Origin of the sequence: Achromobacter sp. RTa (assembly GCF_000757485.1) — a bacterium.
Lineage (GTDB): Bacteria > Pseudomonadota > Gammaproteobacteria > Burkholderiales > Burkholderiaceae_B > Achromobacter.
Genome location: NZ_JPYO01000034.1, coordinates 1 through 13403 on the forward strand (window position 1 = coordinate 1; position 13403 = coordinate 13403).

13 protein-coding genes and 1 pseudogene are annotated in these 13403 nt (G+C 67.9%); 4 read left to right on the plus strand and 10 right to left on the minus strand.

From position 1 onward, the window contains the following. Together JL37_RS12040 and JL37_RS12045 are read right to left on the minus strand one after the other, a co-directional pair. Positions 1–261 (minus strand): annotated as a pseudogene (locus tag JL37_RS12040) (NADP-dependent malic enzyme); the annotation flags it as partial. Positions 262–392: 131 nt separating this feature from the next. Beyond that, on the minus strand, positions 393–1277 hold the full coding sequence (locus JL37_RS12045) for a hypothetical protein (protein ID WP_043544368.1): 885 nt from the start codon (positions 1275–1277) through the stop codon (positions 393–395). Positions 1278–1319: 42 nt separating this feature from the next. Here JL37_RS12045 and JL37_RS12050 point away from each other — a divergent pair, with 42 nt between their 5' ends. Continuing rightward, positions 1320–2477, plus strand: coding sequence for a pyridoxal phosphate-dependent aminotransferase (locus JL37_RS12050; RefSeq protein WP_043544369.1), 1158 nt, complete (start codon positions 1320–1322; stop codon positions 2475–2477). Between the two features lie 2 nt (positions 2478–2479). Here JL37_RS12050 and JL37_RS12055 read toward each other — a convergent pair whose 3' ends face one another. Then, a complete protein-coding gene (locus tag JL37_RS12055; RefSeq protein WP_043544370.1) occupies positions 2480–3298 on the minus strand; it encodes a lytic transglycosylase domain-containing protein in 819 nt (272 codons plus the stop codon). A gap of 81 nt (positions 3299–3379) precedes the next feature. Here JL37_RS12055 and ubiD point away from each other — a divergent pair, with 81 nt between their 5' ends. After that, on the plus strand, positions 3380–4924 hold the full coding sequence (gene ubiD / locus JL37_RS12060; protein ID WP_043544373.1) for a 4-hydroxy-3-polyprenylbenzoate decarboxylase: 1545 nt from the start codon (positions 3380–3382) through the stop codon (positions 4922–4924). 103 nt (positions 4925–5027) lie between these two features. Here the strand turns inward: ubiD and JL37_RS12065 are convergent, their stop codons facing one another. From JL37_RS12065 to JL37_RS12080, 4 genes are all read right to left on the minus strand, one after another. Beyond that, positions 5028–5396, minus strand: a complete 369-nt coding sequence (locus tag JL37_RS12065) for a hypothetical protein (protein WP_043544376.1) — start codon at positions 5394–5396, stop codon at positions 5028–5030. Between the two features lie 3 nt (positions 5397–5399). Beyond that, a complete protein-coding gene (locus JL37_RS12070) occupies positions 5400–5816 on the minus strand; it encodes a phage holin family protein (protein ID WP_043544378.1) in 417 nt (138 codons plus the stop codon). A gap of 71 nt (positions 5817–5887) precedes the next feature. Further along, complete coding sequence (locus tag JL37_RS12075; protein WP_043544379.1) at positions 5888–6205, minus strand: YqjD family protein; 318 nt, start codon at positions 6203–6205, stop codon at positions 5888–5890. An 83-nt stretch (positions 6206–6288) separates the two neighbouring features. Further along, positions 6289–7014, minus strand: coding sequence for a hypothetical protein (locus JL37_RS12080; protein ID WP_043544380.1), 726 nt, complete (start codon positions 7012–7014; stop codon positions 6289–6291). A gap of 257 nt (positions 7015–7271) precedes the next feature. Between JL37_RS12080 and cysG the strand changes: the two genes are divergently transcribed. Beyond that, positions 7272–8687 carry a siroheme synthase CysG gene (gene cysG, locus JL37_RS12085; RefSeq protein ID WP_043544381.1) on the plus strand — a complete coding sequence of 472 codons (1416 nt, stop codon included), beginning with the start codon at positions 7272–7274 and terminating at the stop codon, positions 8685–8687. 30 nt (positions 8688–8717) lie between these two features. Here cysG and upp read toward each other — a convergent pair whose 3' ends face one another. The 3 genes from upp to JL37_RS12100 form a co-directional block, all read right to left on the minus strand. After that, positions 8718–9356, minus strand: coding sequence for a uracil phosphoribosyltransferase (gene upp / locus JL37_RS12090; protein ID WP_043544382.1), 639 nt, complete (start codon positions 9354–9356; stop codon positions 8718–8720). A gap of 175 nt (positions 9357–9531) precedes the next feature. Beyond that, on the minus strand, positions 9532–10980 hold the full coding sequence (gene dacB, locus JL37_RS12095; protein WP_043544383.1) for a D-alanyl-D-alanine carboxypeptidase/D-alanyl-D-alanine-endopeptidase: 1449 nt from the start codon (positions 10978–10980) through the stop codon (positions 9532–9534). Between the two features lie 96 nt (positions 10981–11076). Further along, the gene (locus JL37_RS12100) at positions 11077–12234 is read right to left on the minus strand and encodes an ABC transporter substrate-binding protein (protein ID WP_043544384.1); all 1158 of its coding nucleotides are present in this window, start codon (positions 12232–12234) and stop codon (positions 11077–11079) included. A gap of 236 nt (positions 12235–12470) precedes the next feature. Between JL37_RS12100 and JL37_RS12105 the strand changes: the two genes are divergently transcribed. Further along, positions 12471–13304, plus strand: coding sequence for an IclR family transcriptional regulator (locus JL37_RS12105; protein WP_043544385.1), 834 nt, complete (start codon positions 12471–12473; stop codon positions 13302–13304). Positions 13305–13403: the final 99 nt, after the last annotated feature.

The window sequence follows — 13403 nt, forward strand, 5'->3', positions numbered from 1 at the left end:
GGAGGCCAGCGCGCCGATGTTGCCCAGGCCCAGCACCGCCGTGCCGTTGGTGATCACCCCCACCAGGTTGCCGCGCGCCGTGTAGCGGAACACATTGGTCGGATCGGCCACGATCTCTTCACAGGCTGCCGCCACGCCGGGCGAGTACGCCAGCGCCAGGTCGCGCTGGTTGGTGAGTTGCTTGGTCGGCATGACCGAGATTTTGCCGGGGCGGCCGTGCTCGTGGTATTCAAGGGCGGCTTTGCGAAGGTTGGCATCCATATGGGCGGCTACTTGCTAGAGTGTGAGACACGGAAAGGGGGGAATTCTATTCCGATGGCGGGCGCCGCGATACCTCGGCGATGCCCTGCCGTCATGGCCGTTCCATCTTAGCCTCAGCTTACAAATTGTCGCTATTCCATTTTGCGGAACAGGGGAAAACGGCCGTCCGGGTCGAACAAGGCCTTCACGCGTGAGTCCAGCCTAGTCGTGGCCAGCCCCGGCGGCTCCGCGGCGGCAGCCAGTTGCGGCGCGGGCGCGGCGCCTGCAAGCGTGACGCTCTGCACCCAGGCCAGCGTGCCGCCATGGCCCAGCAACAGGTGAGCCAGGTTGACGGTGGCGGGCGCCTCGGGTTTCAGGGCGTCCAGGCGGTAGCGCCCCAGCCAGCGCTCCCCGTCCCGCGTGGCGAAGGCATCGCCGCCGGACGCCAGCTGGAACAGCGCCGGCACCAGGCGCTGGACGGTGACGGAACGCAGGGGCTGGATGTCGGCTTCGCCGAAGGGGCCCAGTGTTTCCTCGATGCCATCGGCCAGCATCGCCTCCACCGCCAGCACGCCCGAGTCGGCGCATTGGCCGGCCCGCCAGCGGGCGGGAGCGGCCAGCCATTCGGCGAGCGTCATCGCGCCGGGCTGGCCGGCGAACTGGCGCAAGCCGGCCGCGGCCAGCGCCGCCAATGGCACGCCGGGCTGGGCGCGCCAACGCGGAACGTCGCCAGACAGGCGGACCAGCCCTGACATCGCGGAGGGATCCACCCTCAGGGCAGGCCCCGGGGCCGCCTCGAAAGGACCCTCGGCCCCATCGAGCGCCAGCAGCACGCGGTACTCGGCGCACAGGACCCGCGCGTGCGCCACGTCGGCGTCCCGCGTCGGGACGAGCACGGCGCGGGGCCCGCCTTCGCCGCTCTCGCCGAGGTCTCGGACAGAGCCCTGGCACAGCAGCCCGAGGCGCTGCAGGAACGCCGCCCAAGGGCTTTGGGCCGGCCGGCGGCCCAGGAGGAAAGCGCGCCGGGATGGCTGCATGACTACAATTCCTTTTTCGCTACAGATGCCTTCGAGAATCCAATGCCCCGCCTTGCCACTCGCACCAACGATTTCCTGACCTTCCAGGTAATGGAACTTTTCAAGCAGGCGCAAGCGCTGCAGGCGGCGGGCAAGGACATTATCAGCCTGGGCATCGGCGAACCGGACTTTACCGCGCCCCCCCAGGTCGTGGAAGCGCTGGAGCGCGCCGCCCGCGCCGGGCAGAGCGGCTACAGCCCGTCCGCCGGCCTGACGCCGCTGCGCGAGGCCATCGCGCAGTTCTACCACGAACAGTTCGGCGCCAAGGTCGATCCGTCCCGGGTCATCGTCACCGCGGGCGCCTCCGGCGCCCTGACCCTGGCGTGCGCGGCGCTGGTCAACAGCGGCGGCGAGGTGCTGATGCCCGACCCCTCCTACCCCGCCAACAGCAATTTCGTGCTGGCCGCGGGCGGCGTGCCGCGGCTGATCCCTAGCACGGCGCAAAAGCGCTTCCAGCTGTCCGCCCAGGACGTGGCCCGGCACTGGACGCCCGCTACCCAGGGCGTGCTGGTCGCCTCGCCCAGCAATCCCACCGGCACCTCCATCGACCATGGCGAACTGGCCGAGCTGCTGGCGCAGGTGCGCGCCCGCGACGGCTTCGCCATCGTCGACGAAATCTACCTGGGCCTGTCCTACGAAGGCCAGCCGCGCTCGGCGCTGACGCTGGACGACGACGTCATCGTGATCAACAGCTTCTCCAAGTATTTCCACATGACGGGCTGGCGCCTGGGATGGATGATCGTGCCCCAGGACATGGTGGCGCCGGTGGAGAAGATCGCGGCCAGCTTGGCGATCTGCGCGCCCACGCTGGCCCAGCATGCCGCGCTGGCCTGCTTCTCGGCCAGCGCGATGAAAACCTTCGAGCATCGCCGCGAAGCCTTCAAGCAGCGCCGCGACTATCTGCTGCCGGAATTCGAACGCCTGGGAATACAGGTGCCGGTCAAGCCGGATGGCGCGTTCTACATTTACGCCGACATCGCCAGCCTGGGCATGGACAGCGCCGCGTTTTCGCAGCGCCTGCTACTGGAGGCCGGCGTGGCCGCGGTTCCCGGCCTGGATTTCGGCCCGGCCCACGGCGGCCACACCATGCGCTTTTCGTACGCAACGGGGCTGGACCGCCTGGAAGAGGCGGTCGCCCGCATGGGCCGCCTGCTAGAGTAGGATCAGTCGCGGGCCAGCGCGATCCCCGAGGCGAGCGCCAGGCGGCGGCGCTCGGCTTGCACCTTGGCGCCGTAGCCGTTGTCGTCCGGCCCGGTGGAACCGACGTAACAGGCCAGGCCGCCGTCCACGGAACCGCGGCGGTTGATGCAATCGCGCAGGATGGTGGTGCCCACGCCGATATTGGCGGCGGGATCCAGCGCATTCTTGCCGACGGCTTCGAACTTCTCCTGGTGCACGCTGGTCATCACCTGCATCAGGCCCTGCGCGCCCACGTGGCTTTCCGCCAGGGGGTTGTAGCGGGACTCGATGGCGATCACCGCCAGCACCAGCAACGGATCCAGCTGCTTTTCGCGGCTGACCTTGTATACCGTGTTCAGGAGCGGGCCGGTCGCGTCATAGGCGACCTTGTACTTGCGCGAGATATAGTTGCGCAAGGCTTCCGCCTGCGGGCCGGTGGCGACGGACGCGACCGGCTTCTTGGGCGGCGGCGCGACGCGGGCAGGCCCCAGCATGCCGGTGGCATTGCTGGCGGGAGCCGTGGGGATGGCCATTGCAATGGCCGACGACATGTCGGCATTCAGGTCGGTACCCGTGTCGAGATCGGTGCCGGCTTGCATGGACGAAGGCGCGAGGGCGGTCAACAAGGCTTTGTGCACTTGCAATGCCTGGTCGCGCAGCCCAGGCAGGGCGAATCCCATGCTTACCGTCACAATGACCGCAATGCCCAGATAAACGGAGCAGATGCGCAGGGATTCGGCAAGATATTGGTGCACTCCTTGGGCCATGCCTCTGAACAGGCTGGCCACTGACGCATCGGGCATAAAACCTCCTGCGTAAAAAAGAGGGAGTCAATGTTAACCTCTCTTTCTCCCCAAAATGTAACCAAATCGCCGGGATCTGTAGTGAAATACCGCGACCTTAGAGACTTCCTCGCCCAACTCGAACGCATGGGCGACCTCAAACGCATCGCCGCGCCGGTGTCCACCCGGCTGGAAATGACCGAGATCTCCGACCGCGTCCTGCGGGCGGAAGGCCCCGCCCTGCTGTTCGAAAACGCGCTGCACGACGGCCAGCCGGCCCAGATGCCGGTGCTGGCCAACCTGTTCGGCACCCCCTCCCGCGTGGCCCGCGGCATGGGCGCCGACGACGTCAGCGCGCTGCGCGACATCGGCGAACTGCTGGCCTCGCTGCGCGAGCCGGAGGCTCCCCGCGGCCTGCGCGACGCGCTGGCCAAGGTCTCGATGCTGAAGTCGGCGCTGTGGGACATGAGCCCCAAGAACGTCAAAAGCCCCGCCTGCCAGGAAATCGTGTGGGAGGGCAAGGACGTGGACCTGACCCGCCTGCCGATCCAGACCTGCTGGCCGGGCGACGTGGCCCCCCTGTTGACCTGGGGCCTGGTGATCACCCGCGGCCCCAATGCCCGCCGCCAGAACCTGGGCATCTACCGCCAGCAGCTGTTGGGGCCCAACAAGCTGATCATGCGCTGGCTGTCGCACCGCGGCGGCGCGCTGGATTTCCGCGACCACGCGATCGCCCATCCCGGCACGCCCTTCCCCGTCGCCGTCGCGCTGGGCGCGGACCCGGCCACCACGCTGGGCGCGGTCACTCCCGTGCCGGACAGCCTGTCCGAATACCAGTTCGCCGGCCTGCTGCGCGGATCGCGCACCGAAGTGGCGCAAGCGCTGGGCAGCAACCTGTCCGTGCCCGCCTGGGCCGAAATCGTGCTGGAAGGCCATTTGCTGCCGTCGTCGGACCCGCGGGCCATCGCCCCCACCGTGCCCGAAGGCGTCAATCCGCCGCCCAATACCGATTACGAAATGGCGCTGGAAGGCCCTTACGGCGACCACACCGGCTACTACAACGAGCAGGACTGGTTCCCGGTGTTCACGGTCGAGCGGATCACGATGCGGCGCAACCCCATCTACCACTCCACCTACACGGGCAAGCCGCCGGACGAGCCGGCCGTGCTGGGCGTGGCGCTCAACGAAGTCTTCGTGCCCCTGCTACGCCGCCAACTGCCCGAGATCGTGGATTTCTACCTGCCGCCCGAAGGCTGCAGCTACCGCCTGGCCGTCGTCTCCATCCGCAAGCAGTACGCGGGGCATGCCAAGCGCGTCATGTTCGGCCTGTGGAGCATCCTGCGGCAGTTCATGTACACCAAGTTCATCGTGGTGGTGGACGAAGACATCGACCCGCGCGACTGGAAGGAAGTGGTGTGGGCGATGACCACCCGCATGGACCCGGTGCGCGACACGCTGCTGGTGGAGAACACGCCCATCGACTACCTGGATTTCGCCTCGCCGGTGTCCGGCCTGGGCGGCAAGATGGGCATGGACGCCACCAACAAATGGCCCGGCGAAACGAACCGCGAATGGGGCACGCCCATCGCCATGGATGCCGACGTCAAGAAACGCGTGGACGATCTGTGGGGCCAGTTGGGCCTGTAGACACCCCGGTTCACGCCATGTAAAACCCCCGAAGGTTGGATCAACGTCCAACTTTCGGGGGTCCGTTCACGCGTGGCGGGCTTTTCTTGGGCGGGCGCGGGCGTCAGCGTTGCCCAGCGGCCGGATCGTCATCGCGGCGCGAGTTCTGCCAAGCCTTGAACAACTGCCAGCCGACGAATGCCCCGCCTGCGATCTTCAAGAGCTTGGAGCGCTTGCCGCCGCGCATGACCATGGCGGACAGCGACGAACTGACGATGGGATAACGCCGCGCCAGGCTGATCGCCTGCAAGGCCCAGCGCGACGCGCTGCTCGACGCCAGGCCGGGCAACAGCCCCTTCAGCAGCGCGGTCGGCTCCAGCTTGCGCCCGGCAGAGGCGATGCTTTGCGCCAGCGATTCGCGTTCGATGGCGGCGCGGGCGCGCAGCAGTTCGATGCGCACGGCGCGATCGACGGTGGGAGACCTTTTCGTCATGCTTCAGCCCTCCTCGCGCCGGCGCGCCTGCGCTTCGTCGTCGTCTTGCGCATCGCGCACCCGCTCCAGGAGCTCGGCGTCGCGGCCGAGTTCTTCGAGCGTGGCCGCGAACGGCGGCGCGCCGTAGACCAGCCCGTGCCGCACCGCCACCAGCAAGGCCACGCCGACCAGGCCGTAGAAACCCGCCAGCAGGCCCAGGGCCAGATAGCGGTCTTCAGTGGGCCAGAACGCCACGGCGACCGTGACGGTGAAGACCAGCACCGCCAGCGTCAGGAACAGCAGCGCAGCAAACGCCATGCCCAAGAGCTTGAGCAGGCGCGCTTTTTCATCCGCGGCTTCCAGCGCCAGCAATTCCAGGCGCGTGCGCAACAGCCCGACCACGCTGGAGGCAACGCCGAAAACAGATTTTCGTAGACCCATGGCTGAAAAGGACATCCGGGCGGGAAGCGCGGCCCGTACGCCCGCGCCGCCCGCCCGGACGTCCTGCCCTGTCAGCGGCGGCTGATCAGCAAGCCGAGCAGCAGGCCGGTCACGCCTGCAATGCCGATGGCTTGCCAGGGATTGTCATGCACGTAGTCGTCGGTCGCGCGGGCAGCCTTGCGGCCGCGCTCCAGCACGGCGTCCTGCGCCTCGTACAGGGCCTCGCGCGTGCGCTTCAGGGAAGTCAGGGCGCGATCGCGCAATTCGTTGGCCTTGTCGCCGGTGCTGCTGGCGGCTTCGCGCAGCAGGCTTTCGGCATCATTCAGGCTGCTCTTGACACTGTCGATGAGTTTTTCTTTTGCGACGTCTTCGGATTTTCTCGTGGCCATTTCTTGAGCTCCTGTTGTGTGTCCATGACGGAATCATCATACCAGCCGCCATTCTTGCGGAATGACGCGCTTGCTACCGCGTGCTACTTGATTTGCGTAATCTCAACGGCGGACTTGACGCCCCCCTGGTCGATGTCCTGCTTCATGACGAGGTTGACCGCCGGGCAATACCAGTCCGTCACGGTGGTGTTCATGCCGGGAATGGGGATGGTCAGCCCCTGGAAGGTCGCCATGGTGGGATCCGAATTGCGCGTGTAGGTAATCGGATGGCAGGACTGCTTGCCCAGCGCGGTGTTCAACGAGGTCTTCTGCCCCACCGTCTTTTCGCCGATGCGCACCGTCGTGCTGGGTTGGCCGCCCACCGGCGCTTCCTTGCCGATCTTCAGGCGGAACGAGGAGCCGGGCAGTTTCTGTCCGTCGCTGAGCTTGCCGTCATAGGCGAAAAGCCCCAGCATGCGGAGGTCGAACTGCCCCTCGGATGGCCGCGGCGCCTCGCCCGCGCTGGCATAGCGCAGGAAGGTGGCCTGGCCGCCCTTGACGGTCATGAGGTAATCCAGCTTGGACTTGCCCGGCGGCAGCCCGGCGTAGCTGAACTTGGCGACGCCCTGGACGCGCGCGCGGCAGTTGTCTCCGTTTGTCTTGGTGACTTCGGCGAAGGTCAGGTCGGCGCCCAGCGCCAGGTTGCCCGAACCGGTCAGTTGCCCTGCGCCGCCGTCGTGCATGAATTGGGCGTCGCACACGCCCGCCTGCGCCGCCGAGGCTGCCCCCAGCGCACCCGCCGCCAAAACAAGGGATGCCATTTTTCGCATCGTTACAGCCACTCCATGAATCCAGAAAAAACCGCCCGCTCCAGGCGGACGGCGGATGGTGGCTTGATACTACACCGGTTGGCGCCGCCGGCGTATGTCGGAACGTGTCGGCGGCGGCGCCGCCAGCGGGCGCCCAAAGCCGGGCATGCCAAATAATTTCCAGATATATGGAACAAAGAAATCAAAAGTTGTGGGGATGAAGGCCCGTCCCTATGATCGAACGATATTTTCCCGGGGTGAGCCCGAGGCTGGCACAGATGAAGCTTTTTCCGATTTTCGCCGATCTGAAGGACCGGCTTGTCCTGGTGGTAGGCGGAGGCGCGGTCGCCGAGCGCAAGGCGCTCGCCTTGCTGGAAGCCTCGGCCGACGTCGTCGTCGGCGCCCCGGAACTCACCCCTGCCCTGGCCGCCCTGGCCGCCGGGGGCCGCATCCGCCACCGTCCCGGCCGGTTCGATCCGGCCTGGCTGGACGAAGCCTGGCTGGTCGTCGCCGCCACCGACGACCGCGAGGCCAACGCCGCGGTTTCCGAGGCCGCCCGGGCCCGGCGCATCTTCAGCAACGTGGTGGACGATCCTGAACTGTCTTCCTTCCAGGTGCCGTCCATCGTCGACCGTTCCCCCGTCATCGTCGCGATCTCCTCCTCGGGCGTGGCCCCCGTGCTGGCGCGCCGGGTCCGCGAACGCATCGAATCCCTGTTCGACCACACTCTGGGCCAGTTGGCCGGGCTGGCGGCCCGCTACCGCAAGCCCATCCGGGCCAGCCATCCCGACCTGGGCGCGCGCCGCCGCTTCTATGACTGGCTGCTGGACGGCCCGGTGGCGGGATTCCTGCGCCAGCAACGGCCCGCCCAGGCTGAAGAGGCGCTGGCCGCCGCGCTGGAGGCTCCGCTTGCGCCAGCCGAAGGCAGCGTGGTGCTGGTCGGCGCAGGCCCGGGCGACCCGGGGTTGCTGACGCTCAAGGCCTTGCGCGCGCTGAACGAGGCCGACGTGATCCTGCATGACCGCCTGGTGAGCGATGAAGTCATGTCGCTGGCCCGGCGCGACGCCGAACGCGTGCCGGTGGGCAAGCTGCCAGGCGAAAACCATCATGCCACGCAGGCGCGCATCCACGCGCTGCTGGTGGAGCATGCGCGCGCGGGCCGCCGCGTGGTGCGGCTGAAAGGAGGCGACGCCTTCATCTTCGGCCGCGGCGGCGAAGAACTGGAGCATCTGCGCGCGCACGGGGTGCGCTATGAGGTGATTCCGGGCATTACCGCCGCCCTGGCCTGTGCGGCCTACGCCGGCATCCCGCTGACGCACCGGGAACACGCGCAGTCCGTGCGCCTGGTTACCGCGCACTGCCGCGAGGACGAGGACAATCTGGACTGGCCCGCGCTGGCGCGTGAAAAACAGACCCTGGCCTTCTATATGGGCGTGGGGCAGCTGGATCTGCTGACCCAGCGCCTGCTGCGCCACGGCCGCTCGGCCGACACGCCGTTCGCACTGATCGAGAATGGCAGCCGGCCGGAGCAGCGAGTGCTGTCCGGAACGCTGGAACGGCTGCCGGCCCTGGCCGCCGAACACGCCATCCGCTCCCCCGCTCTGTTGATCGTGGGCGAAGTCGCCGGGCTGGCGCCGCAGCTGCGGTGGTTCGGCGAGCACCTCGATGGGCGGTTGGAAAGCGTGGCCGCCTGAGGGCGCCACGCGCGGCCCATCGCTTCCGGCTTACTCCGTCTTCTGGGTCGTGCCGAAAATGCGGTCGCCGGCGTCGCCCAGGCCCGGCATGATGTAGCCGTGCTCGTTCAGGCCGTCGTCGATGGAGGCGGTATAGATATGCACATCCGGATGCTTGGCCAGCACGGTGTCGATGCCGACCGGGGCGGCCACCAGCACCAGGGCGCGGATTTCCTTGCAGCCGGCCTTCTTGAGCAGGTCGATCGCGGCCACCATCGAACCGCCGGTGGCCAGCATCGGGTCGACGATCAGGGCCAGCCGCTGGTCCAGTTCGCCCACCAGGCGCTCCAGGTAGGTGTGGGCTTCCAGCGTCTCTTCGTTGCGGGCCACGCCCACTACGCTGACCTTGGCGCCGGGAATCAGGCTGAGCACGCCGTCCAGCATGCCGATGCCCGCGCGCAGGATGGGCACCACGGTGACTTTCTTGCCGGCGATCTTCTCGACTTCCACGGGGCCGCACCAGCCCTCGACGGTGGCGGGCGCCAGCGGCAGGTCCTTGGACGCCTCGTAGGTGAGCAGCGCGCCGACTTCCTGCGACAGCTCGCGGAAGCTCTTGGTGCTCAGGTCGGCGCGGCGCATGATCCCGAGCTTGTGGCGGATCAGCGGATGGCGGATTTCATGCACGGGCATGTGCGTAACACTCCAGAATATTGATGGACAGGATTTTCGCCCCAGGCGGAACCGCAATGGCGCGGCGCATCTGCGTCGCCCGCCGTCGAGCCACACCTGGGAATCGTAACCGGGTTTGGGCCTGGGCGAACCTCTATCTGGCGCGCACGGACCCGGGCGGGAATGAAGGATTCTTCTATTGTTCAGCGAGCCATGCGATGAGCGCGTCGTCGAAGGCGCGGACGGCTCCGGCCTGTTCATGGTTCACGATGCTGACCACCACATAGCGCTTGCCGCTGGCGCCCAGCACATACCCCGCGATCGCGCGCACGTCGCGCAGCGATCCCGTCTTCAGGTGGGCCATGCCCACGGTGCCGTTGCCCTTGAGGCGGCGGCGCACCGTGCCGTCCACCCCGGCGATCGCGAAGGATGAGATGTATTCGGGCATGACGGGCGAGCTCCAGGCCAGGGTCAGCATCGACGCCAGGCTGTCGGCGGAGACGCGAGCCTCGCGCGACAGGCCGGCCCCGTTGTCGATGACCAGCTCGGGCATGTCCAGGCCCTGCTTGGCCAGCAGCCCCTTGGCCACGGCCTCGCTGCTGGAGACGGTGGCCGGCCGCCGGCCGCGCTCGGCGCCCAGGGTCAGCAGCAGGGTGCGGGCCATGACGTTGTTGCTGCGCTTGTTGATCTGGCGGATCGCCTCGGACAGCGTGGGCGAATCGTGGGAGGCCAGGACGACCGCGTCCGGCGGCACCATGCCGGACCGGACCTGCCCCTTGAAGGTGCCGCCCAGCTCCTTCCAGAGCATGCGGAACACTTCCGTGGCGTAGTCCGGCTGCGAGAGCGCCAGGCGGTACAGGCTGAATTCGCCGCAGGACCCGGCCACCTTGCCGTTCACGCGGATGGTCACGCCCTGCTGGGTGATCACGGGATCGGTCGTCACCACGGGCGGGCCCGGGCAGCGGACGTCGCTCCATTCGACGCGGCCTTCGATCCTCAGGCCCGGCAGCGGCGGATCGATCAGGGGGACCCATTTATTGGCGACGGGATCCGGCGTGAACAGCAGGCGCAAGGCGCCGAAGCCCACCATCAAGGCGTCCGGGCTGGCGTTGTATGCGCGGTCGGGCGCGCCGTCGAAGGCACCGGGATCGGTCGCAACCTGGCCGAAGATGCTGCGGTCGATGACCAGGTCATTGATCTGCTTGACGCCCTTCAGGCGCAATTCCCGCAGCAGCACCCAGAGGTCCTGCAACAGGAACTGGGGATCGCCGCCGGCCCTCAGGTACAGCGGGCCGGCCAGCACGCCCTTGGCGTCGGGCCGCGCGCCGGGCGCCGTCATGAATTCGGTGCGCCAGACGTAGTTGGGGCCCAGTTCGGAAAGCGCGGTCCAGGTCGTCACCAGCTTCATGACCGACGCGGGGTTGCGGGCTTCCTTGGCGTTCAGCGCCGCCATGCGCGGCCCGCCCACCTCCTGGACCACCAGGGACAAGGAGCTGTCGGGCAGCTTGGTGGCCTTCCAGGCGTTCACCACGTCGGGAGGCAGCCCAGGCACCTGGGCGCAGGCCGCGCCCGCGGCCAGGGCCAGCAGCCCTCCCGCCAGCCACCGCTTCAGCCCGCCCCTACGCTCGTTCGCTCGTCCCGTCATGCCACGCCCACCCAGTTGCTCGTCCAGCAAAACCGAGAGCATACAAAACCTGCGACGTTTGCGGGCGTATCTACGGGACAGCACACTAGCGCGTTTTTACTTTTGCAGCTTCCATTTGCCGGAAGCCACGGTCGCCATCACCAGCGCGCGCTCGTCCAGTCCGTTGTGGTCCGTGGGGCTCATCGTGACCACGCCGGTCGCCGTGGGCAGGTTCTTGACGTTCTCCAGCGCGTCGCGCAGCGCCGCCCTGAATTCGGGCGTGCCGGGCTTGGCTTTTTTCAGCGCGGCGGGGATCGCCTGCTGCAGCAACAGCCCGACGTCCCAGGTGTAGGCGGCGAACAGGGACACGCTGCCCGGGCCGTTGGCGGCCTCGTATTTCTTGGCGAAGGCCTGGGCCGTGGCCTTGACGGGATTGTCGTCGGGCAGCAGGTCCGCCACCATCACCGGCCCCACCGGCACCCAGGCGCCGTCGCAGGCCGAACCGCAAACGCGCAGGAAATCGTTGTTGGCAACGCCATGATTGAAGTAGATCTTGCCCTGGTAGCCGCGCTCGCGCAGGGCCCGTGCCGGCATGGCCGCGGGCGTGCCCGAGGCGCCGACCACCACGGCGTCGGGCTTCGCGCCCACGAGCTTCAGGGTCTGCGCCACTGCCGACGTGTCCGTGGGCGCGAAGCTTTCCTTGCCCACCACCTCGATGCCATGCTTCTTGGCCGCCTTCTCGATTTCCACCCAGAAGGTCTCGCCCAGCGCGTTGTTGAAACCGATGAAGGCCAGTTTCTTCACGCCGTTGGCCGCCGCGTGGCGCGCGATGCCTTCGGCCATCAGGGAATCGGAGTGCGGGGTCTTGAATATCCAGCGCCGCTTTTCGTCGACCGGATCGATCAGCCGGGCGGACGACGCCAGCGTAATCACCGGCGTGGCGCCGGTGGCCACCGTGTCCAGCATGGCCATCGTGTTGGGCGTGGTGGTGGACCCGACGATCAGATCCACCTGGTTCTCCGAGATCAGCTTGTGGGAATTGCTGACGGCCCGGGTGGTGTCGGACGCGTCGTCCAGCACCACGTACTCGACCTTGACGCCGCCGATCTCGGTGGGCAGCAGGCTGATGGTGTTGCGTTCGGGTATGCCCAGGGACGCCTGGGGGCCGGTCGTGGACAGGGTCGCGCCTATCTTCACTTGGGCCAGCGCGGGCGTGGCGCCCGCTGCCAGCAAGGCGGCCAACGCGGCGGCCATGAGGGTACGACGAGGGGTCATGCGGAGTCTCCTTGGGATACGCGGATGTCTTATGCTTTGCGCCGATCCGCTACGGCGTGGAACTCTGTTTATACGGCGGGGAATCCGGCTGGCGGGCGCCTCGGGGGCGCGCTGCGGGTTTGTCCGCAGGGCCTCGCAGCGCGGCGCGGCTGCGTTCTTGCTGGTCTCCACGTTGCCAGTGACTGGCAAGCGCTGTATTTTTTAGTGATACACGTATTCTAATAAGAGACAAACTCATGTCAACAGATAGCAGCACGGGGATCCAATCAGCCGAAATCGCCCTGGACGTGCTGACGCGGCTGGCCGAATTGGGCGGCGCCCTATCCGTGTCCGAGCTGGGCCGCAGCCTGGACATGCCGCGCGCCAAGGTGCACCGCTACCTGGTGTCGCTGGAGCGGCGCGGCTATGTGGAGCAGGACGCGGCCAGCGCCCGCTACCGGCTGGGCCCGCAGGCGCTGCACACCGGACTGGCGGCGCTGGCCGAAGTGGATTTCGTGAAGCTGGCGGCCGGCAGCCTGGACGGCCTGAGCGCCGCCATCGGCCAGACCGTGTTCATCTCGGTCTGGGGCCAGCACGGTCCCACCATCGTGCAATGGCGCGACGCGCGGCTGCCGGTGACCGTCAACGTGCGGGTGGGCTCGGTGCTGCCGCTGCTCAACAGCGCCACAGGCCGGGTTTTCGCCGCCTGGCTGCCCGAAGCCCTGGTTCTGCCCAGGGCGCTATCGGAATGGGATGCGCTGCTGGGCCAGGACGCCGACGCGACCCGCCGCCGGGAAGCGGCCCGGGCGCTGGATGCGGCCGAACCGCCCGGCGATCCCGCCGGCGCGCTGCACCGGCAATGGCAGGCCACCCGCCAGCGCGGCTATGCCTGCGTCAGCGGCCATCTGCTGCACGCCATCGACTCGGCCGCCGTGCCCGTGCTGGATGCCCAGGGCCAATTGGCGGGCGCCATTACCGGCCTGGGGCTGCATGGCGCGTTCGATCTGGCGCCGGAGGGCGAACCGGTACGGGCGCTGGTCGCCGCGGCGGCCGACTGCTCGCGCCGGCTGGGGTGGAATCCCGCAGGTTGAAACGGATGCGCCGGAACTCCCCGCCCCTGCCGCGCCGCGGCCCGGGGCCGGCCGCTTTACAATACCGGGTTGCCCCGGGATCGCCCGGCTCGCTTTCGT

Bases quoted from the DNA above. Each gene is read 5' to 3' on its own strand.
- JL37_RS12045 (WP_043544368.1), bottom strand. From the start codon at position 1,277: ATGCAGCCATCCCGGCGCGCTTTCCTCCTGGGCCGCCGGCCGGCCCAA.
- JL37_RS12050 (WP_043544369.1), top strand. From the start codon at position 1,320: ATGCCCCGCCTTGCCACTCGCACCAACGATTTCCTGACCTTCCAGGTA.
- JL37_RS12055 (WP_043544370.1), bottom strand. From the start codon at position 3,298: ATGCCCGATGCGTCAGTGGCCAGCCTGTTCAGAGGCATGGCCCAAGGA.
- JL37_RS12065 (WP_043544376.1), bottom strand. From the start codon at position 5,396: ATGACGAAAAGGTCTCCCACCGTCGATCGCGCCGTGCGCATCGAACTG.
- JL37_RS12070 (WP_043544378.1), bottom strand. From the start codon at position 5,816: ATGGGTCTACGAAAATCTGTTTTCGGCGTTGCCTCCAGCGTGGTCGGG.
- JL37_RS12075 (WP_043544379.1), bottom strand. From the start codon at position 6,205: ATGGCCACGAGAAAATCCGAAGACGTCGCAAAAGAAAAACTCATCGAC.
- JL37_RS12080 (WP_043544380.1), bottom strand. From the start codon at position 7,014: ATGCGAAAAATGGCATCCCTTGTTTTGGCGGCGGGTGCGCTGGGGGCA.
- cysG (WP_043544381.1), top strand. From the start codon at position 7,272: ATGAAGCTTTTTCCGATTTTCGCCGATCTGAAGGACCGGCTTGTCCTG.
- upp (WP_043544382.1), bottom strand. From the start codon at position 9,356: ATGCCCGTGCATGAAATCCGCCATCCGCTGATCCGCCACAAGCTCGGG.
- dacB (WP_043544383.1), bottom strand. From the start codon at position 10,980: ATGACGGGACGAGCGAACGAGCGTAGGGGCGGGCTGAAGCGGTGGCTG.
- JL37_RS12100 (WP_043544384.1), bottom strand. From the start codon at position 12,234: ATGACCCCTCGTCGTACCCTCATGGCCGCCGCGTTGGCCGCCTTGCTG.
- JL37_RS12105 (WP_043544385.1), top strand. From the start codon at position 12,471: ATGTCAACAGATAGCAGCACGGGGATCCAATCAGCCGAAATCGCCCTG.